Below are 22618 nucleotides of genomic sequence, written 5' to 3'. Positions count from 1 at the left end.
CTGAACTACGCGGACACGTGTGGGAGCAGGCTCGCTCGCAAAGGAGCCCTCTCAGACCCAGCCGATCAAACCGTGATCAACCGCTCCCGCAACTTGCCGATCTCATCACGCATCTGCGCCGCCGCTTCAAACTCCAGATCTCGCGCCAGCGCGTACATCTTCTCTTCCAGGGCTTTGATACGCTTGGCGATCTCACCCGGCGAACGCAATTCTGCTTCGTATTTGGCGCTCTCTTCGGCAGCCTTCGCCATGCCTTTGCGCTTCTTGCTGCGCGAACCCGGCACGGTGGCGCCTTCCATGATGTCGGCGACGTCCTTGAAAACGCCCTTCGGCGTGATGCCGTTGGCCAGGTTGAAGGCGATCTGTTTGTCGCGACGGCGCTCGGTTTCGCCGATTGCCCGCTCCATGGAGCCGGTAATGCGATCGGCGTACAGAATCGCCCGACCATTGAGGTTACGCGCCGCCCGACCGATGGTCTGAATCAGCGAGCGCTCGGAACGCAGGAAGCCTTCCTTGTCCGCATCGAGGATCGCCACCAGCGACACCTCCGGCATGTCCAGGCCTTCACGCAGCAGGTTGATCCCCACCAGCACATCGAACGTACCCAGACGCAAATCGCGGATAATTTCGACCCGCTCCACGGTGTCGATGTCGGAGTGCAGATAACGCACGCGAACGCCGTGATCGGCCAAATAATCGGTCAAGTCTTCCGACATGCGCTTGGTCAGTGTCGTGACCAGAACGCGCTCTTCCAGCGCGACACGCTTGCCGATTTCCGAAAGCAGATCGTCGACCTGAGTCAGCGCCGGGCGGATTTCGATTTGCGGATCGACCAGCCCCGTCGGACGCACCAACTGTTCAACGACTCGACCTGCGTGTTCTGCTTCGTAATTGCCGGGTGTCGCCGAGACAAATATCGTCTGCGGGCTAATGCTTTCGAACTCATCAAAACGCATTGGCCGGTTATCCAGCGCCGACGGCAGGCGGAAACCGTATTCCACCAGCGTCTCTTTTCGCGACCGGTCGCCCTTATACATGGCGCCGACCTGCGGCACGCTGACGTGGGATTCGTCGATCACCAGCAAGGCATCGGCCGGCAAGTAGTCAAACAATGTCGGTGGCGCCTGGCCGGATTCGCGACCGGACAGGTAGCGCGAGTAGTTTTCGATCCCGTTGCAATACCCTAGCTCAAGGATCATTTCCAGGTCGAAGCGCGTGCGCTGCTCCAGACGCTGGGCTTCAACAAGCTTGTTGTTGGTGCGCAGGTAATCCAGACGCTCCTGCAACTCGACCTTGATCCCTTCGACGGCACCGAGCAGGGTTTCTCTCGGGGTCACGTAGTGGCTTTTCGGGTAAAAGGTGAAGCGCGGCAGCTTGCGGATCACTTCGCCAGTCAGCGGATCGAAGGCGGACAGGCTTTCGACCTCGTCATCGAACAGCTCGATGCGAATTGCTTCAAAATCGGATTCCGCCGGGTGGATATCGATCACATCGCCACGCACCCGGAAGGTCGCACGGGCGAAATCCATGTCGTTGCGGGTGTATTGCAGGTCCGCCAGGCGACGCAGCAAGGCGCGCTGATCGAGCTTGTCACCGCGATCCACGTGCAACACCATCTTCAAATAGGTTTCCGGGCTGCCCAGACCGTAGATGCACGACACGGTGGTGACGATGATCGCGTCTTTGCGCTCCAGCAACGCCTTGGTCGCGGACAGACGCATCTGCTCGATGTGGTCGTTGATCGACGCGTCCTTTTCGATAAAGGTGTCGGACGACGGGACATAGGCTTCGGGCTGGTAGTAGTCGTAGTAGGAAACGAAGTATTCGACGGCGTTGTTCGGGAAGAACGCCTTGAACTCGCCGTACAACTGCGCGGCCAGGGTCTTGTTCGGCGCCAGCACCAGGGTCGGTCGCTGCACTTGCGCGATCACGTTGGCGATGCTGAAGGTCTTGCCGGACCCGGTCACACCGAGCAACGTCTGGTGCGCCAGCCCGGCTTCGATGCCCTCGACCATCAGGCGGATGGCTTCCGGCTGATCGCCGGCAGGCTCAAAGCGGGTGACTAGCTGAAATTCAGACATTCAATACCCCTGGGGTCGCGCCTGACCGGTCAAACCGGACAGCGACGAGAAAGACCGCAAACGACCGACGTCGCCCGAGGAAAAAACTGGATTGTGCTCAATGTGGAGTCGATTGCCTGCTCTTTCAAGGCAAACGTCCTACATCCCTTGATTCCTTTGACGACGACAATCGACTAACGGTCGAAAAATAATCGGAAAAACTTAGCTGAAAAGCCGAAACGTCTGTCGCCATCCGCCGCTGATGGCCTCTATACTAGCTCCCCGTTTGTGCACCGCTCTAGTGCATTCGGCTGGAGCGCCACACGTCCCTCCACTCTCCATTCAGAGCCGCCGCAAAAATGAGCCTGTTCTCCGCTGTCGAAATGGCACCACGCGATCCAATCCTGGGCCTCAACGAAGCATTCAACGCCGATACCCGTACAAACAAGGTCAACCTGGGAGTCGGTGTTTACTGCAACGAGGAGGGGAAAATTCCACTCCTGCGCGCCGTTGTCGAAGCCGAGACGATTCGCGTCGCTCAACACGCTTCCCGTGGCTACTTGCCAATCGACGGTATCGCCGCCTACGACCAGGCTGTGCAGAAACTGCTGTTCGGCAATGACTCGCCATTGATCGCTGCTGGCCGCGTCATCACCACCCAGGCCGTGGGCGGTACCGGTGCACTGAAAATCGGCGCCGACTTCCTCAAGCAACTGCTGCCGAACGCCGTCGTGGCCATCAGCGACCCGAGCTGGGAGAACCACCGCGCCCTGTTCGAAACTGCTGGTTTCCCGGTGCAGAACTACCGCTACTACGACGCCGCGACCCACGACGTAAACCGTGTCGGCCTGCTGGAAGACCTGAACGCCCTGCCCTCTGGCTCGATCGTTGTGCTGCACGCCTGCTGCCATAACCCGACCGGCGTGGACCTGAGCCCGGCCGACTGGAAGAACGTACTTGAAGTGGTTAAAGCCAAAGGCCACGTACCGTTTCTCGACATGGCTTACCAGGGCTTTGGCGACGGCATCGACGAAGACGCTGCCGCTGTGCGCCTGTTCGCCGAGTCGGACCTGACCTTTTTCGTATCGAGTTCGTTCTCCAAGTCGTTCTCGCTGTACGGCGAGCGCGTTGGCGCTCTGTCGATCGTCAGTGAATCGAAAGAAGAAAGCGCGCGCGTGCTGTCGCAAGTCAAACGCGTGATCCGTACCAACTACTCCAACCCGCCAACCCACGGTGCAAGCATCGTTGCCGCGGTGCTGAACAGTCCGGTCCTGCGCGCCCAGTGGGAAGAGGAACTGGCTGAAATGCGCCTGCGGATTCGCGGCATGCGTATCCAGATGGTCGACACCCTGGCGAAAAACGCCCCGCAACGCGATTTCAGCTTCGTCGGTCGTCAGCGCGGCATGTTCTCCTACTCCGGCCTGACTGTTGAGCAAGTCACCCGCCTGCGCACCGAATTCGGCATCTACGCCCTGGACACCGGCCGCATCTGCGTGGCTGCGCTGAACCAGAGCAATATCGACGCAGTGACCAAGGCCATCGTTGCGGTGATCTGAGTCGTTCGGTGATGTGAAAAACGGGAAGCCGATTGGCTTCCCGTTTTTTATTTGTCACAGATAATTCCCGTTAACGGGAGCGAGCCCTCTAGACTCCCCACTATTCAAACTGTAGGAGTGAGCCTGCTCGCGATACCGGACTGTCAGGCGACAATAGATGTTGAATGTGAAGGCCTCATCGCGAGCAGGCTCACTCCAGCAGGTTTTGTGTACACCCAGGAATTTTACGAGAACCCACATGAAAAATGATGACCTACGCGCCGACCGAGATGAGCTGGACCACTTCGTCCCTCGCACCCCGGCCAAACGCGGGAATAACCTGGTACTTCAAGTCGCTGCGGGCGTATTTCTCGGCGGCCTGGCCCTGTGGCTGGTTCAACTGGGTGCCACGATGCTCTACGCAAAGATGATGCTCGGCACCTTCACGTTTGGCGGTTAAGCCAGTTCGGTAGCGCGCTGGCTGGCGGCGTCGTCATAGGCGACATAGAGCGACTCGGCAATCTGACTCTTGATCGCCTTGGCACTTTCTAGGCCCAGAACAAAACCCTCGGCCTTGCCACCCGCACGGTTCAGATCCTCAACCGTACTGGCCTGCGTGATTGCGTCGAGCAGTTTTTCGGCGTGAGGGCCGACACCTTTGGGCAAGCTGATCTGAGCGATGCTCATGCGAACACCCCGTTGGTGTGAGGTGCAAGGATTGAATGATTCATGGCGCATACCTGTTTCGGCGAATGGCCGGTAGCGCGTGTGACCACTTCCGGGCAGCCATGGTAGACCTCTGGGACGATTCTGGTAACCGCTTGTGGCCGATAAACCACCGTCTGTCCCGACGAAACGCTCAAGTTGCTATCAGGCGCTTGACTTCTCTTTTTGAATCAGTAACATAGGCGCCATTCCGCGATAGCTCAGTTGGTAGAGCAAGTGACTGTTAATCACTGGGTCCCTGGTTCGAGTCCAGGTCGTGGAGCCAGACTGCAATATCGAAAAGCCCCTGAATCGAAAGGTTCAGGGGCTTTTTTGTGGGTGTTGGAAAAGCAGAAGGCCGATCTGTCTTTTCAACAGATCGGCCTGCTTAGCAGGTGCTGCCGTCAGACATGCTCACCGCTTTTCGCATGCGCGGCACGCGGCTCGCCATGTCCATGGTCCGCCTCCACCACCGGGATTTCTTTCCCGTCGCAGTCATGCAGCTTGCCTTCGCTGAAGTAATCCCCTTCGCGCAACGCTGCCAGATCCTGATAACGCAGTACGCGCTCCGTACCGGCCGCGAACACCGACTGCTGATCCGAGTTACCGGCCGTGAGGTGGTTGAAGGTCAGGTTCAGCACGATGGCCATGATCGCCGACGAGCTGATGCCCGAGTGGAAAATGGTCGCGAACCAGCTTGGGAAGTGATCGTAGAAATTCGGTGCAGCAATCGGAATCATGCCGAAACCGATGGAAGTGGCGACGATGATCAGGTTGACGTTGTTACGGTAATCAACCTTGGACAGCGTACGAATACCACTGGCCGCCACGGTGCCGAACAGCACGATACCGGCGCCACCGAGAACCGACGTCGGCACAGCGGCGATGACCCGGCCCATGAAGGGCAGCAAGCCGAGGATCACCAGGAACAAACCGCCCGTGGCGACCACGAAGCGGCTCTTGATCCCGGTCACCGCCACCAGCCCGACGTTCTGGGCGAAGGCGCTTTGGGTGAACGAACCGAAGATCGGCGCGATCATGCTGGAGAGCATGTCGGCGCGCAGGCCGTTACCCAGGCGCTTGGAGTCGACTTTGGTGCCGATGATTTCACCGACGGCGAGGATATCCGCCGAGGTTTCCACCAGCGTCACCATGACTACGATGCACATCGACAGGATGGCGGCGAAGTGGAAGGTCGGCATGCCGAAATGGAACGGCGTCGGGAAGCCAAACATCGGGCCCTGAGTGACAGACGAGAAGTCTGCCATACCGAGGAACACCGCGATGATCGTGCCGATGACCATCGCCAGCAGGATCGACAATCGAGAGATGGTCGCGCTGCCGATCTTGCTCAGCAGCAGGACCAGCACCAGCGTCACCGCCGCCAGACCGATGTTCGCCATGCTGCCGAAGTCCGGCGCGTGGCTGTTGCCGCCCATAGCCCAGCGTGCCGCCACCGGCATCAGCGTCAGGCCGATGGTGGTAATCACAATGCCAGTGACCAGGGGCGGGAAGAACTTGGTGATGCGTGAGAACACCGGCGTGATCAGCAAACCGATCAGCGACGCGGCAATCACCGCCCCGAGAATTGACTGAAACCCGCCCTCCCCGCCACTGCTGACAATCGCCACCATGGTCGCGACGCCCGAAAACGATACGCCCTGTACCAGCGGCAACTGACAACCGAAAAACGGCAAACCAAGGGTCTGGAGTAACGTCGCCAGCCCCCCTGCAAACAATGAAGCAGCAATCAACAAACCGATGTCCGCCGGCGAAAGCCCGGCCGCCTGACCAATGATCAAAGGCACCGCGACGATGCCGCCGTACATGGTCAGAACATGTTGCAGGCCGTAAGCCATATTCGCGCCGATCCCAAGGTTTTCATCCTCGGGCCGTTGGTGTGAAACATGGGGCGTTTTCATGTTAAGGGGGTTCCCTGGTTTTTGTTATGCGCACACTGTATGCAAGACTCAGGACAAATGTCTATAGAGTTGTATACAACTAGCCAGTCAGATTATGGACAGGTATCCATTTCGGCCTTATCGGTGGGGCTTGCTGGCACCTTAAAATTTTTGAAATACCCTTTCGACAGGGTGAATTGAGGCCATGAAGATGAAAGGTGAATACGACTTCAGTAATGCCAAGCGTGGTGCCATAGCCCCCAGCAAAGGCAAAACCCGAATCACCCTCATGCTGGACGATGCCGTCATAGAGGCGGCTCGCTCTCTTGCCGAGAGCGAGGGCTTTGGCTATCAGACGGTGATCAATAACACCTTGCGTCAGGCATTGCTCAATCACCGGGAAACACCGGCTGAGCTCGATCAGCGCACGGCTGTAGCGAATGCCAGGCATTTCAAAGAGGGGATAACCCCTGGCGAGCTGACAAACCTCGAGAAAAAACTAACCGAAGCGCTCAGTGAAATTCATCGGGTAATGGCGCCTTAAATACACCGCGCCGAGGCCAAAAAAGACACTGGCTCAGCTTGGGCGAACCAATTGCTCAAGCCGCCGTTTCAACGGTGCATTTTCCGGCACCCGAATCCCGAACTCGTCCTGCAGCACCCCGATCAACTCGTCCACATCCGCCACCTGGCGCCGTTCACTTTCGCGACCGAGCCGGTGTATCGCAAAGCTGCCGTTGTTCAGCGTACGGCGCCAGCCGTCTCCGGTCCGGGCGACCATCAGTTGCCGCGCAAACGATGACTCGGGATGGGTGGAGACGTACCAATTGCCAACGGTGTAGTCGATGTCTTCCTGACGCTGGAGATCGAAGATGTACATCGGCCGCCATTCGCCGCCGACGTTGGCCCGCAAGGTGTAGCCATCTTCATGGCGTTCAATGCGATAGGGTTCATGGGGAGTGAGTTGTTCAGCGTCGGTATCGAGTATCAGGGGTGCGGTGGGGACCATGCCGCCGAAGCCGACGTCAGTGATGTAGCGCACGCCGTCCAGCGTGACCAGGCTCAAGCGGTGCGTGCGCGCAGTCCATGCGCCTTCGGGTTGGCCCATCACGACACGGCCGGTAATACCGCGAGCATCGAAGCCCAGTTCCTGGAGCAAGGCCAGGAACAGGTTGTTGAGTTCATAGCAGTAACCACCGCGACCGTCGAACAGGACTTTCTGCTCGATGGACGGCAGGTCAATCAACACGGGCTCGCCCGACAACGTGGTGAGGTTTTCAAACGCGAAGGCACCGGTGTGGCGCAGTTGCAGCTGACGCAGGGTTTCCAGGGTAGGTAACGGAGGTGCGTCGAAGCCTAGACGCTGGAGGTACAACGCAAGGTGGGTCAGGCGTGGCTCGCTCATTGCTCAGTCCTTATGCATGGGCCGCGGATCTTTCCGCCGATGGCCGACATGTATAAGGGATAAGCCTGCTCAACTGACAATTGATTTCGCCAATCACGGCGTCCATCAATATCAACGTTGCTTGCGCGAACTCACACGAATCCACGTCGGCGCATGATCACTGGCATGCGGTTCATTGCGCACCCAGGCATCGACACCCGCCTCCTGAAGATAGGGACTCAGCGCCGGGTTCAGCAACAGGTGATCGATGCGCAGCCCGGAATTGCTCTGCCAGTGCTGGCGGAAATAATCCCAGAAGGTGTAAAGCCGTTCATCCGGATACAAATGACGCAAAGAATCAGTCCAGCCCTGATCCAGCAATCGTTGATAACACTCGCGGCTTTGCGGCTGCAGCAGCGCGTCCTTGAGCCAGGAGCGCGTGTTGTAAATATCCAGATCGGTAGGCACCACGTTGTAGTCACCCGCCAGCACCACCGGGTGTTCGCTGTTCTGCAGATCCTTGGCATAGGCGATCAGCCGCTCGAACCACGCCAGTTTGTAATCGAATTTAGGCCCCGGCTGCGGGTTGCCATTGGGCAAGTACAGACACCCCACCAGCACGCCGTGCACTGCCGCTTCCAGATACCGACTGTGGGTGTCCGTGTCGTCACCCGGCAAACCGCGTCGACTTTCCAGCGGTTGCGCATCCCGCGCCAGAATCGCCACCCCGTTCCACGACGCCTGCCCCTGCCAGAGGGCACCATAGCCGGCCGCTTCAAGCTCGGCAACCGGAAACGCCGAGTCGACCGACTTGAGCTCCTGCAGACACGCGATGTCCGGTTTTTCCCGCTCCAGCCACGCCAACAAGTTGGGCAGGCGTGCTCGCAGTCCGTTGACATTGAAGGTGGCGATTTTCAGGTTTTTCATGGTCCAGGGCTCGCGGCGGATTGGCAGTATCCGGTTGTGACCCGATTGAGTGGCGACAGTTGCCATGACCAGCGCAGCAAGCGATTAAAGGTGTCAGTAGCTCACTTGCCAATCGATGACGGCTCTCTTTTACCCGAGGCTGCGCCATGCATTCGAGGTGCTGGACTGTGCGCGTGTGCAATTCGCCTCCGACGAAAACAACCAGGGTACGGCTTCGAGAAGAAACTGGCGGAATACGTCGCTCGAAAACACCTCACTCCCACACTGATTCACTCCCAATCAGAGGGTTAAGCACTGACCACTCGTCATCCAACCGGCACCAACCACCCCGCCCTTCGCACCAACATCAGGTAACGACTCATCTTTTGGAGACGAACCATGATGACCAAAAAATTCACGTCGCTGTTACTCGCGGGCTTATTAGGCGTCGCCTCGGCAGCCACGTTTGCAGCGTCCAACGACGGCACCAGCTCGACCGGCTCCCAGTCCGGAACCAACAGCGGTTCGAACACGTCAACCGACCACACTCCCGGCACGCCGCCGGCCGGAAGTAACACGGACTCGGGCGGCGGCACCGGCACCGGGACTAATGGCGGCGCCAGTGGTTCGGGCTCCGGAGCAGGCGGCGGAACCGGGGCGGCGGGTGGCGGAACCGGAGGTGCCGGGGGTGGAACGGGCAGTTGAATGAATAAAAGCAGGCCATGAAGCGATTCATGGCCCGCTTTCATTACCCGTCCATTACATGCGCTTGACTGCGGGAGGGTTCCACTTGCCGTTCAACGCTTTGGGTTTCGGGCCGTACAAGCGCATGGTCAAGTTGAACGCGCCTTTGGGAGCGGGCAGCCAATTGGATCGAAATGCAGCACGTACTTGTTGGCCCCGTCGAGCGGCTTGCCCTGGTCATCGCCCAGGTTCAGCGGATAAATCGCGTCCCCGGGCAAGTTCGCCCCCAACCCGACCTGTGCCACGATCGCGCGCTTAAGGTAGTAGTTGCCATAGACGCCCATGGTGTCGGTGTTCATCGACCCGCCATTGACCACCCGAGCAAGGGTTGCCACGTTCCACTTCATCAGCGTCTGCGCTTCATCAGGCACCGTCTGCAGCGCGGCTTTCACGGCCGGGTCCAGCACCCAATGGCGTGCGTTTCTTCGGGAGTGACTTTCGGTTGAGCCTGGCTGGCCTAATGGGAAAACGGCAGCAGCCGCGAGGGGTGGCGCAACGGCTGTCAATGCTTGAGTAATCAACATTTGGCCGATTGCCCGTACGCTGGGGGAGCGTTGCCCGGCTCGGCAGGGCTGATGGAAATCTAGACGTTCGATTCAGCCAGAAATTGACAGGCGGACCGCCGGTTGTCGGGGATGTCGCAACACTGAAACAACGAGGCGATCGACTCAACGATCCGAGCGCGCCAGCGCCTCCATCCCCCCTTCCATCGACAACACGCAGGACCGGTTACGCCCCGAATGCTTGGCCTGATACAACGCGGCATCAGCGCGTTCGATGAACACCTCAATGCTGTCGCGCCCGGTCGGTATAAATGCGTAACAGCCCAGACTGACCGTCACATAGCCCGTAGGCGAACCACTGTGGGTGATGTTCTTGTCCATGACGCTGCGGCGGATTTGCTCGGCAATCGCCAACGCGCCATGAATGTCAGTGTTGGGCAGCAACACGGCGAACTCTTCTCCACCATAACGCACCGCCAGATCGGCCTTGCGATGACAGCAACTCTTCAACGCTCGCGCCACCTCGGCCAGGCAATGGTCGCCGGCGACATGGCCGTAGGTGTCGTTGTAGCGTTTGAAGAAATCAATATCGAGCATGACCAGGCCCAATGAACTCAACTGCCGGGCCCCGCGCGCGAATTCGATGTCCAGTGCCCTTTCAAACAACCGACGATTGGCCAGGCCGGTCAGACTATCGTGAGTGGCAATCAGCTCCAGCGCTTCTTGCGCCTTGCGTAAATCAGCCTCGATCCTCTCACCGTCGCGCACCTGATGGATGAACACCCAGCCGAACAGCCCAACCCCCAGGATCACCAGCGCCACGATGACGCTGGATTGAAACGCCGTGTCATACCAGTCCTTGAGCACCGCGTCCCGTGAGGACGCTGCGGAAACCACCAGCGGATAACCTTCAAGCTGACGATAGCCGTACAGACGGACGATGCCGTCCACGACCGAACTGATCATCGCGCTGCCGGCCGGTGCGTTCGGCAGCAGCGTCTGAAAGATGTCGCCCTTGGCCAATGACGTGTTGATCAGCGACTCCACAAACGGCCGTCGCGCCAACAGTGTTCCGTCGGTCAGGGCCAAAAACATCGAACCCTTGTCATCGATGCTGAAGCTTTTGAAGAATTGATCGAAGTACGCCATCTTGATGCCGGCCAGCACTACGCCCTGAAATTTGCCGCTCTTGTCATTGACGCGCTTGGACACTGGAATGATCCACTCGCCATTCTGCCGACTGCGGATGGCCGGTCCGATGTGCACGACCGACGACACGTTTTGCTGGTGAAACTTGAAGTATTCACGATCAGCCACCCCGGCCCCTCGAGGCATATCCTCGAACGAGGTCACTACCCACTGCCCTTGCTTGTCGAACAGGAAAATCCCGTGCAACTGGTCCAGCGTCAGCACCCGGCGGGCAAAGGCTTTCTGCAAGCGCGGCCGTTGTGCAGCGCCATAACCGTCGGCTTGAATCCAGTCCACCAGGCTGGTCAGCACCAAGTCGGCTTTCATGAAGGTGTCTTCAGCCTGCTGCGCCATCGCCCGGGTCAGGTTTGACGAGGCCACTTGCGCTTCGTCCAGATCGTGGCGGCGCGACTGCTCCAGTTGCAGGTACAACAAAACACAGAGGCACAGGCACACCGTCGCAATGAAAAGCACCGATGCTGTCAGCAGCGGCAACCGTTTCAACGCGCCGCCGGGGGGGTGGTGCGGGTCGTGAAGAGGGATAGGCAAAAGCTCGTCCTGAAAGGGTAAGGCGTGGGCGAAGGCCCAAAACCCTTATTTTTTGTGAGCTTAGTCTACGCCGTGGTGAGGGGCAATTGTGCTTTGGACTGACGCCGCATCGAATGTGCGCGAGCACTCTCGGCTGACCCGGTTGCAGCGCGGACTGGTGGATTTTTTTGCGGAGAGTTGACGGTCCTGCCAGTCTGAAAAGAATTGTCACGTTTGTATGGCAGGCATGACCCAAGGCAAGACCCGGATGACGTTGGAGGCGCTACGCTTACCCTTACATCACAACAAGGAGTCGAAATGAGTAAGACAGACGAGCTCGTCGCGAAGTTGAAACACACCGGGTCCACCTGCGCCGATCAGGCGATCGACGGCTGGCCGAGCCAGGTTTACGAACTGTATCGTCAGATCGAGATTTGGTTGCATCCGCTGACCGAAGTGGGTTTGGTTCTGCGGCGTAATCCCACTCATGTCATCGAGAACAGTCAGGACGGGGAAACGTTCGACTATGCCATCGACCAACTGGTGATCGAAGGTAATCGCCACACCCTGACGTTCGACCCGGTCGCCCGCTTCACCACGGATGGCGAGGGGCGCATCGAGATTCATTCCAAAAGTAAAGAACTCGCCCTGTTGCGCACTGTGGATGAGCACGGCGAGACGCATTGGTGGCTGCAGACGATTGAGCAGTCCGGTGAACAAGCCGATGCGGTGGCGTTAACAGAACACATCTTGCTGACGGCAGTGCAAGACGGCCTGGAACTCTAGACCAGCGCGACATAAGGGGTCCAAGCCTAACGTCCCCCTCCTTATTGCACACCCGGCCCCGACGCCACCACCGACCCTGCCGCCGCACGTAAATCCAGCGCCGGCAGGGGCGCCGGACGGTTCAGCGCCTGCAACACCGGCGCGTCATAACCATACACATCAGGTTTGAACGCCACTCGCCCGTCACTCTCCAGGTCCACCGTCCAATACGCCAACAACACTGGCACTTTCACCGGAAGCCGGATGTTCTCGGTCTTGCCATTGGCCAATTGTTTTTGAATGCCGGCGCTGTTCCATTTCACCGGGTCGTTGAACAACAGTTCCACCAGTTGCAGCGGGTTCTCTACCCGAATGCAGCCCGAACTGGTCGCGCGGACAGTCTTGGCAAACAACTCGCGATGCGGCGTGTCGTGGAGATAAATCGCATAGTCGTTGGGGAAGCGGATCACGACCTGGCCCAGCGAGCTCTCAGGCCCGGCATCCTGCCGCAGGGTGAGCCCGCGTGCATTGTTCCAATCGACGGCGGACGGGTCGAGCACGTTGCCTTCTCGATCCAGCACGCGTATCCGGTTGCTGGCCAGGTAGCCTGGGTTGGCCTGGACTTTGGGAATCACGTCTTCCTTGAGGATCGTCGGCGGTACCGTCCAGGTCGGGTTGAAGGTGATGTAGGTAATCTGCGCCTGAAAAATCGGGGTATTGCGCGCCGTTTTGCCCACCTGCACCCGGGAGCGCCAGATCGGTTGACCATCGCGGTACATCGCCACCTTATAGCCAGCGATATCGACGATAACGAACGTGCCTTGCAGTTTATAAAGCAGCCAACGCGCCCGCTCCATGTTCACCCGCACCTGGTCGATGCGCGACTCAACCGGCACATTCAATGCCGCCAGGGTCGTCGCGCCCGCCATACCATCTGCACCAAGGTACTGCTCGGTCTGGTACTTTTTCACCGCTGCAGTGACGGCGCCGTCGTACTTCGTACCGTGGTTCAAGCGCGGATCGAGAAAACCTGCCGCGACCATCCTCGCGCGCAACTGCGCAACAGCGGGCTCGTCCATGCCGGGCTTGAGAGAATGGTCCACCACCACTTTCGGCCAGCCGCCCCTGTCCCGAATGCCTCGAAGTTGCGCCAACGCCTGACGCAAACTGACGTACACCGCTTCTTGCGGCGGCGCCAGGGCAAAGGCGCTTGCCACGTCGTGATTGTCGAGCGCAGCGAAGAAGGCGTTGATGTCGTTACGGGGATCGACGCCACTGGAGTCAAAATTCCAGTGATTGTCGAGCCGCGAAGGGTCGACCTTGCCGCGCCGTAATTGCAGCAACGCGGTAATAAAGGTGTGGGTGGTGGCAATATCAAACGCTGCCCGCTGCTCAGTCGTGGCGGTCAACGCCTGTACCGACGGCTGAGTGCGGACAATTTCATCGATATGGAAATCCGCCGGGTTCAGACCCTCGGCCTGGAGGTTGCTCAAACTTTTGATCAGCTGTGCGACATCGCTGTCGTTGGACCAGGCTGCGCGATAGGCGCGATGGGTATAAAAATCCATGACCAGCCGACTGACATCCACCCGCCGATAGCGCTTTGAAGTGAGCAAGGGCGGGAAGGCGGTTTTCAATGGCGCAAGTGATGCCTGAATCGTTTGAGCGACGTTGTCATCCGCAGCGGCATCCATCGCGGTGCTCGGCGCAGTTACCGGCTCAATCGGCGAAGTTTCGGCGACTGCTGCACCGCTGATCAGAAAGCCCATAAAAAATACGCGGCTTATGACGAATAACCTTGTTAATTGCACCATGGATAATCCTTAATCTCCCGCATTCACTCGCTAGCTTCCCACGCACTGCTAGACTCGAACTTAACATGATGAGACATCTATATGGCGCTACTACGTTTTGGCCTTCCATTGGCGGCCCTGTTACTGACTGCAATGTCCGTACCGTCAGCCTACGCCGATTCGCTGGCCGCCGCCCTCGTCAAAGCAGCGCCGGGAGCCGACGCCAAAGTCATTAACCTGGCCGTCCGCGCTTCACAATGCAGCATCGCTCAAGGCGCAGCCCCTGTCCAAAGGCTTGCGATCATCGACTATTCCCTGCCCTCCACCGAACAACGGTTGTGGGTATTCGACCTTAAAAAGCGCAAGTTGCTGTTCCATGAACTGGTGGCCCACGGTCGAAACAGCGGCGAGAACATGGCCGTCAACTTTTCCAATCAAAACGAAAGCTTCGCCACCAGCCTCGGCTTGTACCGGACACAGTCAAGTTATGTCGGCCAGAACGGCTACTCGCTGCGCATGGAAGGACTGGAACCGGGTTTCAACGACAACGCCTTTGACCGGGCAATCGTGATTCACGGCGCGCCCTATGTGAATCCAATGCTGGCCCGGGTCAATGGCCGGATTGGCCGAAGCCTCGGCTGCCCGGCCGTCAGGCCGGCGATTGCGCATCGGCTGATTGATTCGATGAAAGATGGGCAGCTGTTGTTTTCCTACTATCCGGATCAGCGTTGGTTGAAGACCTCTTCGTATATCAACTGCGGCAGTGGCACGGTTGCATCGGCGTCCAAATCGACCATCCGCAAGTAAACATCACTGCCCCCTCCTCAGTCTTCTGAAAGACAGCCCTCTCAGTCTCGCCGTCAACTCAATGTTGACGGACCGGGAACAGCGACACGCGTCCCCTGGATGGTATTTAGTGTTTATTATCCGTTCGGGGACGGCTCTGCGTTAACGCCGGGCTGATGAAATTCCATCAAAAAAGTCCGAGAACAATGAAGAACATAAAAAGCACAATGATGCTCGGTGGTTTGTTCGCTCTATCGTTTGGCGTTCAGGCAGAACCCTCGCATCTGGACAGCGTCATTCAGCAACGCCAACTTCGCGTGTGCACCACAGGTGACTACAAACCCTATACCTCCAAAGCCGAGGACGGTGAATATTCAGGCATCGACATCGCCATGGCCCGATCACTGGCGGACAGCCTCGGTGCCAAAGTTGAATGGGTGCCAACCACCTGGAAAACCCTGATGCCGGACATGCTGGCGGGCAAGTGCGACATCGGCATGGGCGGAATCTCGGTGACGCTGGAACGGCAGAAAAAAGCCTTCTTCAGCACCATGCTGGACGTCGACGGCAAAGTCCCGTTAGTGCGCTGTGAAGAGCAGGCGCAGTATCAAACCATCGAGCAAATCAACCAGCCATCAGTGCGCCTGGTTGAACCGGCCGGTGGCACGAACGAAGCGTTTGTTCACGCCTTCCTGCCCAAGGCGCAACTAAGCCTTCACGACAACGTGACCATCTTCCACGAACTGCTGGACAAGAAGGCTGACGTGATGATTACCGATGCGTCGGAAGCGCTGTACCAGCAGAAACTAAAACCCGGTTTGTGCGCAGTGAACCCGAGCCAGTTCATGCAGTATGGGGAAAAGGCTTACCTGCTGCCGCGCGACGACATCACCTGGAAGCTGTATGTCGATCAGTGGCTGCACCTGGCCAAGGTGACGGGCACCTACCAGAAGGTTCTTAGCCAGTGGATAGCGACGCCCGAGACTAAATAACCCGCTAGCCCCCACACGCCATCTCAGGCAAATCACAAAACGGCGGAAACACTTCCGCCGTTAGCTAATCGTCGTGCAACAACCCCGAACTGTACTCGCCGAAACTGTTGCCGAGCGCACTACCATGTACATTCAACTTGCCGGGATTGTTGGTCGGCCCCGGGCCAAAACCGGCAGAAGGCAGGCTGGCTTCAGAATACTCGCTATGGGTACTTGCACCCGAACAGGCGCTCAACAGCACTGCACCCCCGATTAGCACGACTTTGAAGAGATTCGAGATCATTTTTCAGTTCCCTGTGGGGTGGAGGGCGCGGTGATACGAGGTTTAGTTGTCATCCTAGGCTGCAATTTCGCGGGGGATTATGAAACTTTGCGGGGCGACAGCGTTGGTTCAGGAATCGCAGTGTTGGGTCGGTTCAATGGTCGCAGAACGTTACAAAGCCAACCGCCTAACGGGTGACCCCATCCAGCCAAATGGCATCAGACGTTGCTAGCGGTGCTTTGCTCGCGAGCAACGAGCAACGTAGATGGGCTGACTGTCGCCCTTACTCTTTTCCGAGACACGATGAATGAAGCAATCGCGAACATGGATACCTGTAGTGTTGTTGCTGATCTTGACGGGCTGCACTACGTCACCGCCAAAAGACCAGAACAATCTCTGCAACATTTATCTTGAATACCCCGATTGGTATGAAGACTCGCTGAAAATGCAGGAGAAGTGGGGCACGCCTCAACATGTAGCGATGGCCATCATGAAGCAAGAAAGCAGTTTTATTGCCGATGCCTTGCCACCTCGCGACTACCTGCTGTGGGTTATCCCTTGGGGTCGAGTCAGTTCCGCCTACGGCTATGCGCAAGCGCAGGATCCGGTGTGGGGTGAGTACAAAAGCGGCACCGGCAATGGCGGTTCGCGTGACAACTTTGATGACGCGATCATGTTCATTGGCTGGTACACAACCGGCACCCAGCGCCAACTCGGGATCTCCAAATGGGATACTTACAACCAATACCTCGCTTACCACGAGGGCCGTGGGGGTTATCGTAATGGCACGTATCTCGCCAAGCCTTGGCTGATGCAAGTAGCGCGCAAAGTAGAACAACAATCACAGAGTTATAATTCGCAGCTCAAGCTTTGCCGCCAGGCATTGGAAAATGATCGGAGTTGGTTTTTTTGAGTTGGGCCCTTGACGAGAGTGCTCGAGAAAAGGGGCAGAGCTGTCTAACGCGTAGCCTCCTTTTCAGTTCAAAAATCAGAAAGCCTCTACAGGCGCCTCAACTTTGAACAGGTCGGCCTGACCTCTTGTAATCTGACCAATACGCTCCTCATACAGCCTTGTAATTTTTAGCCAGATGCCATCGGTCCGTCTGATGACTGTCTCGCTCAATACCGTTCCCTGCGTCCGGAGGCTTATCCCGCAGGACTCGCCTCAACCCAACCAACCCATTCCTGATAAACTCCGGTCTTTCGCCCCACCGATTCCAGATCCCAAATGCCCCCAATCACTGCCGCCCCCGCCCCGCTCTCCCGCCGTTTCTCCGTCGCCCCGATGATGGATTGGACTGATAGACACTGCCGTTTTTTCCTACGCCTATTGTCGAAACACGCCCTCCTCTACACCGAAATGGTCACGACCGGTGCGCTGCTCAATGGCGATCACGATCGCTTCCTCCGTCACAACGAAGCCGAGCACCCGCTCGCCCTGCAACTCGGTGGCAGCGTCCCGCTGGACCTCGCCGCCTGCGCCCGCATGGCTCAGGAACACGGCTACGACGAGGTGAATCTCAACGTCGGCTGCCCGAGTGATCGGGTGCAGAACAACATGATTGGCGCGTGCCTGATGGGGCATCCGCAGTTGGTGGCGGATTGTGTGAAGGCGATGCGCGATGCGGTGTCGATTCCAGTGACGGTGAAGCACCGTATCGGGATCAATGGCCGGGACAGTTACGAGGAGTTGTGTGATTTCGTTGGCACGGTTCGGGATGCCGGGTGCACGAGTTTTACGGTGCATGCGCGGATTGCGATTCTTGAGGGGTTGTCGCCGAAGGAAAACCGCGACATTCCGCCCCTGCGTTATGACGTGGCGGCGCAGTTGAAAACGGATTTTCCGGAGTTGGAGATTATTCTTAACGGCGGGATCAAGACGCTGGAGGCCTGTCACGAGCATTTGCAGACGTTCGACGGCGTGATGTTGGGTCGCGAGGCGTACCACAATCCTTATGTGATGGCTGAAGTGGATCAGCAACTGTTCGGCAGTACAGCACCGGTGATCAGCCGCGCCGAGGCGTTGGCGCAGTTGCGGCCTTACATTGCCGCACACCTCGATGCGGGTGGCTCGATGCACCATATCACCCGGCATGTGCTGGGGCTGGGCACCGGGTTTCCGGGGGCGCGCAAGTTTCGGCAGTTGTTGTCGGTGGATATTCACAAGGCTAAAGAGCCTTTGGCGTTGCTGGATCAGGCGGCAGAGTTACTTGAGGGGCGCTAACGGTTAGCGATTGGCGAGTGAATAAACCAGGCTTGGGTTCCCGCAGCCTGGTGTTTGTCAGAGCGCTGCCGCCTCAGTCCAGTTAGCCCAGCCGAATGCCAAGGTTGCCAGGATCAACAAACCGAATGCGATCCGGTACCAGGCAAATGCGGCGTAACTATGGCTGGCGATGAACTTGAGCAAGCCGCGCACAGCAATCATGGCGAAAAAGAACGCGGTGACAAAACCCAAGACAAACACTGACAGGTCGCCCGCCTGGAACAGGTCCCGATACTTGTAACCTGAGTAAACGGCGGCGCCAACCATGGTTGGCATGGCCAGAAAGAACGAAAACTCGGTGGCAGCCTTGCGCGACAGGCCAAACAGCAAGCCGCCGATAATGGTCGATCCAGAGCGTGAGGTGCCCGGTATCATTGCCAGGCACTGTGCAAAGCCGACCTTCAGGGCGTCGGACCAGCGCATGTCGTCAACATGCTCGACATACACCACATGTTCACGCCGCTCTGCCCATATACTACCGGACAGGCCACACGCCTCACCAAGTTCATTACCGACGTCAAGCAACTGAACATACCGCTAACCTGTCTTTACGAATGAAAAAACAGCGACTCAGGCAGCAACGATCGAGAGCGAAGTGTTGGATTAAAGTCTTCTGATGGCAACTCAGAACCAGCGGAAGCGGCCGTCAAGACGCTATTAAAGGCACAATGAATAAAGGCCTCCATGGTTAATGGAGGCTCTTGTTCTTACAATCGGAATAACTCGTCGCGTCGAGCGCCAGTGAGGCTTCCACCATCACTTCCAACAAGACGACGTGCGCTTCAATGCGCAGGTATTGCTGACGTTGTTGCGCGTCATTCATTTGCTCCATCATTACGCGCGTTACTTGAGAAGGCACGCCGTGTTTCACTCGCTTCAGCCAACCGGAAATATTTTTTGCAGCTTCAACCCTTCCCATTTCAACCACACCCTTCAAATTATCCGGGTGGTTATCTTTTGAAACCGCCATCAACTCTTCAAATACTTCGGTGAGTTTCTTCAGGACATAACCCAGGATAAGGTCATCGAAGGCCTCCACATTTCCAGACACCTGCTTCCCCTGTGAAGTCATTTCCCCGTCCGATAGATCCATTTATCAGCAGCACGTTACACGGCATCCGGGCCTCACTATTTGACATATTATAACGAACGGCCCCGACCCTTTTTAACATCGATATCCCCTCTAGATAAGGCGTCAACGGTCAGTTACTTTGAACCTGCGCCCGGTTTTGGCATCGTATTAACCGATACCGTGCCCCGCCATTCAAACAGCCGTTTTCAGGTTGTTGCCGCTGGGGCCATTGATACGTACATGCGCCCTTGAGTGGCTGTCAGCGCTCGGGTAATGTCATTAGACCCACAGGACAGAGCACGCCCATGACTTCCAAGCTGGAACAACTGAAACAAATGACCACCGTGGTTGCCGATACCGGCGACTTCGAAGCGATCGCTCGCGTTAAACCGGTGGACGCCACCACCAACCCTTCCCTGCTACTCAAAGCCGCGGCGATTCCTGCCTATGCAGAATTGCTGAACGCCTGCGTTCACGATTGCAAAGGCGATGTGGGCCTGGCCAGCGACCGTTTTGGCGTCGCAGTCGGCCAAGAAATTCTGAAAGTTGTCCCGGGCCGCATTTCCACCGAAGTGGATGCGCGCCTCTCGTTCGACACTGACGCGGTATTGAAGCGTGCGCACCGTCTGATCGAGCTGTACGACAAGGCCGGCATTGGCCGTGACCGCGTACTGATCAAGATTGCCTCCACCTGGGAAGGCATTCGCGCAGCGGAGACACTGGAAAAAGAAGGCATTCAGACCAACCTGACGCTGTTGTTCTCGTTTGCTCAGGCGGCGGCTTGTGCCGATGCGGGTGTGTTCCTGATTTCGCCGTTCGTGGGCCGGATTTACGACTGGTACAAGAAAGCCAACGGCAACGATTACACCGGCGCGGATGATCCGGGCGTGCAGTCGGTGACGCGCATCTACAACTACTACAAAGCCAATGATTACAAGACGGTGGTGATGGGCGCGAGCTTCCGTAACCTGAGCCAGATTGAGCAATTGGCCGGTTGCGATCGCCTGACCATCAGCCCGGACCTGCTTGAGAAGCTGGCGGCGGACACGGGCAAGCTTGAGCGCAAGCTGGCACCCGGGCATGCCGGTGAAGCGCGCTTGAGCTTGAATGAAGCGCAGTTCCGTTGGTTATCCAACGAAGATGCGATGGCGACCGAGAAACTGGCCGAGGGCATTCGTCAGTTTGCTCGCGACCAGGAAAAGCTTGAGGCTCTGCTGCAAGCCAAGCTGTGATTTGAGATAGCGCAATGCAAAAAGGGCGAACCTTGGTGGGTTCGCCCTTTTTTGTGCCCGTTATTTCAAGTGATCAGTGACGCTCCAGCGCATTCACCAGATCATGGAACGCTTCGCGGTTGTGGTCATTGAGCCCCATGAGGATTTTGTGGGCTTCAAGCACCTTGATCCTCACCACTTCTTCGGACTGATCCTGGTCTGGCAAGTCGTCCAGGCATTCCGGGCACGGCACAGGCTGGTCAACAATGTTGAACACTTGCTCGAAGCCCATGGACTCCAACAGACGGGTGATGTCTTCGTGGGTGGTGACGACAGTCGGCAGCAGGCCGACCTTCTGCCGCGACAGGATCGACAATTTAGCCAGCAGGCCAAGGGTGGTGCTGTCGATGCTGCGGGTTTCGGTCAGGTCGATCACGATCGCGTTGAAGTTCAACGCGGTGAAGATCCGATCAATAGTCGCATCCAACGCCGAACACAGGGTCAGGCGAACTTCACCGACGAATTTCAGGACGAAGGTGCCATCCTGCTCGGCGAACTGGATTCTACCGGTACTCATTAAAGATTCCTGCTCAACACCAATAGGGCGATATCATCCGGCATCTCCCCAAGCGTGGCCAATCCAAAAACCTGCCGCAGCCCATCCAGGGTGCCGCCCGCAGCCTTGACCCGTTGGGGCAACGCCGCTTCTTTTTCTTTGAGTGTGGGTTCTGGCAAAAGGTCCAGGATGCCATCAGACATCAGCGTCAGGCTGAACGTCGGCGGCAGCTCCAGCACGTGGTCTTCGTAGGTGGCTTCATTAAAGAGGCCCACCGGCAGACCGCGCCCTTCCAGATAACGAACACTGTCTGGCGTGTACAACACAGGCAACGGCAAATGACCACCGATGCTATAGGTCAACAAACCTGTCTCCTCGTCGATGACTCCACCGACCATTGTGACGTGTTTACCCAGCTTACAACTGATCAGGCCTCGGTTGATATGACCAAGGACCTCCGAAGGCTTGAATTCCGGCAATGTGCCGCTGCGCTTGGATTCGAACAACAAGCGCGTCGTCATGAACTTCAGCAGTACGGTGACGAACGCTGAAGAAGCGCCATGCCCGGAAACGTCTGCCAGGTAGAAAGCTACCCTACGCTCATCGACCCGAAAGTAGTCAACGAAATCACCCGACAGGTACAACGACGGGATGATCTGGTGCGCAAACTGGAACTCGTTGATGGTCCAGGGGCTGACCGGCAGCATGTTCATCTGCACCTGGCGACCGGCATTCTGGTCTTCCTGGAGCAGGTTCAGGCTGGCGGCGAGCTCACGGTTGGCCTTTTCCAGCTTCTCGCGGTAGCGCTGGTTTTCCAGCAGCAGACGCGCACGGTCCAGGGCCCGGCGCACAGAGTGCTCGAGCACGGCCAGATCTTCGAGAGGTTTGATCAGGTAGTCCGCCGCGCCAAGGCGCAATGCCTCTACCGCGTCGTTCATCACGCCGGCACCCGAAACCACAATCACCGGCGTTTGCGGGGACCGTTCGGTAACCTGGCGAATGAGTTCGAGTCCGCCCATCTGCGGCATGCGCAGATCGCAGATGACCAGGTCGGGCTTGTCTTGCTCGAATACCTGAAGACCCTGTTGGCCATTGCTGGCCTGCAGGACACTGAAACCACTGTCTTCCAAATAGGCCGCGAGACTCGCGCGCACTACTTCGTCATCATCGATTATCAGCAGCGTGGCACTGGTTTTTGGCATGTGGGCAAACGGCGCCAGAATTAGGTTGGCGTAGCAGGCACGGGGATCAAGCCCGGCTCACACTACTGGATTCGCTTTCTAGCCTCTCTATTGCACCGTTTTCGAGCATTTGCCCTACTCACCTGTACACCAGAGGTGCCCTTCTAAGGCGCAGACGGTACTCCCATCCGAGAGGCGTTTCAAGCTCACGCGGATGCTCGCTTGGCGTCTTTACTTGTCAAATCACCGGGAGTTATAAGAACAGACAAATCCGTAACCCAAT

The 22618-nt window shown here is 57.7% G+C and carries 21 protein-coding genes, 1 tRNA gene and 2 pseudogenes; 11 read left to right on the top strand and 13 right to left on the bottom strand.

Annotated features, from left to right (window positions below):
* Positions 1-65 precede the first annotated feature (65 nt).
* A complete protein-coding gene (uvrB, locus tag NL116_RS10480; RefSeq protein ID WP_483840163.1) occupies positions 66-2081 on the bottom strand; it encodes an excinuclease ABC subunit UvrB in 2016 nt (671 codons plus the stop codon).
* A 338-nt stretch (positions 2082-2419) separates the two neighbouring features.
* Between uvrB and NL116_RS10475 the strand changes: the two genes are divergently transcribed.
* Complete coding sequence (locus NL116_RS10475; RefSeq protein WP_494377091.1) at positions 2420-3616, top strand: amino acid aminotransferase; 1197 nt, start codon at positions 2420-2422, stop codon at positions 3614-3616.
* A gap of 238 nt (positions 3617-3854) precedes the next feature.
* Positions 3855-4055 carry a hypothetical protein gene (locus NL116_RS10470; RefSeq protein ID WP_494377090.1) on the top strand — a complete coding sequence of 67 codons (201 nt, stop codon included), beginning with the start codon at positions 3855-3857 and terminating at the stop codon, positions 4053-4055.
* On the opposite strand, the gene NL116_RS10465 is transcribed toward NL116_RS10470, so the two are convergent.
* Positions 4052-4282 carry a hypothetical protein gene (locus tag NL116_RS10465; RefSeq protein WP_494377089.1) on the bottom strand — a complete coding sequence of 77 codons (231 nt, stop codon included), beginning with the start codon at positions 4280-4282 and terminating at the stop codon, positions 4052-4054. The genes NL116_RS10470 and NL116_RS10465 overlap by 4 nt on opposite strands.
* A 228-nt stretch (positions 4283-4510) precedes the next feature.
* On the opposite strand from NL116_RS10465, the gene NL116_RS10460 reads away from it, so the two are divergent.
* Positions 4511-4586 (top strand) — tRNA-Asn (locus NL116_RS10460).
* 118 nt (positions 4587-4704) lie between these two features.
* Here the strand turns inward: NL116_RS10460 and NL116_RS10455 are convergent.
* On the bottom strand, positions 4705-6222 hold the full coding sequence (locus NL116_RS10455; RefSeq protein WP_494377088.1) for a nucleobase:cation symporter-2 family protein: 1518 nt from the start codon (positions 6220-6222) through the stop codon (positions 4705-4707).
* Positions 6223-6412: 190 nt separating this feature from the next.
* On the opposite strand from NL116_RS10455, the gene NL116_RS10450 reads away from it, so the two are divergent.
* A complete protein-coding gene (locus NL116_RS10450; RefSeq protein ID WP_494378034.1) occupies positions 6413-6745 on the top strand; it encodes a BrnA antitoxin family protein in 333 nt (110 codons plus the stop codon).
* 33 nt (positions 6746-6778) lie between these two features.
* Here NL116_RS10450 and NL116_RS10445 read toward each other — a convergent pair whose 3' ends face one another.
* Together NL116_RS10445 and xth are read right to left on the bottom strand one after the other, a co-directional pair.
* Positions 6779-7606: an arylamine N-acetyltransferase family protein gene (locus NL116_RS10445; protein WP_494377087.1), complete on the bottom strand. Its 828-nt coding sequence runs from the start codon at positions 7604-7606 to the stop codon at positions 6779-6781.
* A gap of 111 nt (positions 7607-7717) precedes the next feature.
* A complete protein-coding gene (gene xth, locus NL116_RS10440) occupies positions 7718-8512 on the bottom strand; it encodes an exodeoxyribonuclease III (protein WP_494377086.1) in 795 nt (264 codons plus the stop codon).
* Positions 8513-8890: 378 nt separating this feature from the next.
* On the opposite strand from xth, the gene NL116_RS10435 reads away from it, so the two are divergent.
* Positions 8891-9196, top strand: coding sequence for a hypothetical protein (locus NL116_RS10435; protein ID WP_494377085.1), 306 nt, complete (start codon positions 8891-8893; stop codon positions 9194-9196).
* Positions 9197-9250: 54 nt separating this feature from the next.
* Here NL116_RS10435 and NL116_RS10430 read toward each other — a convergent pair.
* Together NL116_RS10430 and NL116_RS10425 are read right to left on the bottom strand one after the other, a co-directional pair.
* Positions 9251-9639 (bottom strand): annotated as a pseudogene (locus NL116_RS10430) (DUF1214 domain-containing protein); the annotation flags it as partial.
* A gap of 264 nt (positions 9640-9903) precedes the next feature.
* On the bottom strand, positions 9904-11475 hold the full coding sequence (locus NL116_RS10425; RefSeq protein ID WP_494377084.1) for a sensor domain-containing diguanylate cyclase: 1572 nt from the start codon (positions 11473-11475) through the stop codon (positions 9904-9906).
* Positions 11476-11772: 297 nt separating this feature from the next.
* Between NL116_RS10425 and NL116_RS10420 the strand changes: the two genes are divergently transcribed.
* Positions 11773-12240 (top strand): hypothetical protein, encoded by a 468-nt coding sequence (locus NL116_RS10420; RefSeq protein WP_494377083.1) that lies wholly within the window; start codon positions 11773-11775, stop codon positions 12238-12240.
* A 41-nt stretch (positions 12241-12281) separates the two neighbouring features.
* Here the strand turns inward: NL116_RS10420 and NL116_RS10415 are convergent, their stop codons facing one another.
* The gene (locus NL116_RS10415; RefSeq protein ID WP_494377082.1) at positions 12282-14033 is read right to left on the bottom strand and encodes a L,D-transpeptidase family protein; all 1752 of its coding nucleotides are present in this window, start codon (positions 14031-14033) and stop codon (positions 12282-12284) included.
* Between the two features lie 81 nt (positions 14034-14114).
* On the opposite strand from NL116_RS10415, the gene NL116_RS10410 reads away from it, so the two are divergent.
* Both NL116_RS10410 and NL116_RS10405 read left to right on the top strand, forming a co-directional pair.
* Positions 14115-14819, top strand: coding sequence for a murein L,D-transpeptidase catalytic domain family protein (locus NL116_RS10410; protein ID WP_123434361.1), 705 nt, complete (start codon positions 14115-14117; stop codon positions 14817-14819).
* A gap of 185 nt (positions 14820-15004) precedes the next feature.
* Complete coding sequence (locus NL116_RS10405; RefSeq protein WP_494377081.1) at positions 15005-15790, top strand: transporter substrate-binding domain-containing protein; 786 nt, start codon at positions 15005-15007, stop codon at positions 15788-15790.
* A 64-nt stretch (positions 15791-15854) separates the two neighbouring features.
* Here NL116_RS10405 and NL116_RS10400 read toward each other — a convergent pair whose 3' ends face one another.
* Positions 15855-16073, bottom strand: a complete 219-nt coding sequence (locus tag NL116_RS10400) for a hypothetical protein (RefSeq protein WP_494377080.1) — start codon at positions 16071-16073, stop codon at positions 15855-15857.
* 286 nt (positions 16074-16359) lie between these two features.
* Between NL116_RS10400 and NL116_RS10395 the strand changes: the two genes are divergently transcribed.
* Both NL116_RS10395 and dusA read left to right on the top strand, forming a co-directional pair.
* Complete coding sequence (locus NL116_RS10395; protein WP_494377079.1) at positions 16360-16965, top strand: transglycosylase SLT domain-containing protein; 606 nt, start codon at positions 16360-16362, stop codon at positions 16963-16965.
* A 315-nt stretch (positions 16966-17280) separates the two neighbouring features.
* On the top strand, positions 17281-18276 hold the full coding sequence (gene dusA, locus NL116_RS10390; RefSeq protein WP_494377078.1) for a tRNA dihydrouridine(20/20a) synthase DusA: 996 nt from the start codon (positions 17281-17283) through the stop codon (positions 18274-18276).
* 57 nt (positions 18277-18333) lie between these two features.
* Here dusA and NL116_RS10385 read toward each other — a convergent pair.
* Together NL116_RS10385 and NL116_RS10380 are read right to left on the bottom strand one after the other, a co-directional pair.
* Positions 18334-18789 (bottom strand): annotated as a pseudogene (locus tag NL116_RS10385) (undecaprenyl-diphosphate phosphatase); the annotation flags it as partial.
* A gap of 214 nt (positions 18790-19003) precedes the next feature.
* Positions 19004-19408, bottom strand: coding sequence for a hypothetical protein (locus tag NL116_RS10380; protein ID WP_494377077.1), 405 nt, complete (start codon positions 19406-19408; stop codon positions 19004-19006).
* A 284-nt stretch (positions 19409-19692) separates the two neighbouring features.
* Between NL116_RS10380 and tal the strand changes: the two genes are divergently transcribed.
* Positions 19693-20619 carry a transaldolase gene (tal, locus tag NL116_RS10375; protein ID WP_123434332.1) on the top strand — a complete coding sequence of 309 codons (927 nt, stop codon included), beginning with the start codon at positions 19693-19695 and terminating at the stop codon, positions 20617-20619.
* Positions 20620-20692: 73 nt separating this feature from the next.
* Here the strand turns inward: tal and rssC are convergent, their stop codons facing one another.
* Positions 20693-21175 carry an anti-sigma factor antagonist RssC gene (gene rssC, locus NL116_RS10370; protein WP_007943680.1) on the bottom strand — a complete coding sequence of 161 codons (483 nt, stop codon included), beginning with the start codon at positions 21173-21175 and terminating at the stop codon, positions 20693-20695.
* Complete coding sequence (gene rssB, locus NL116_RS10365) at positions 21175-22356, bottom strand: two-component system response regulator RssB (RefSeq protein ID WP_140667240.1); 1182 nt, start codon at positions 22354-22356, stop codon at positions 21175-21177. Before rssB ends, rssC begins: the two co-directional genes overlap by 1 nt.
* Between the last annotated feature and the right edge of the window lie 262 nt (positions 22357-22618).

It is taken from the genome of Pseudomonas sp. FBCC-B1667, from assembly GCF_059133255.1.
This window is presented reverse-complemented; position numbering and strand designations above follow the sequence as displayed.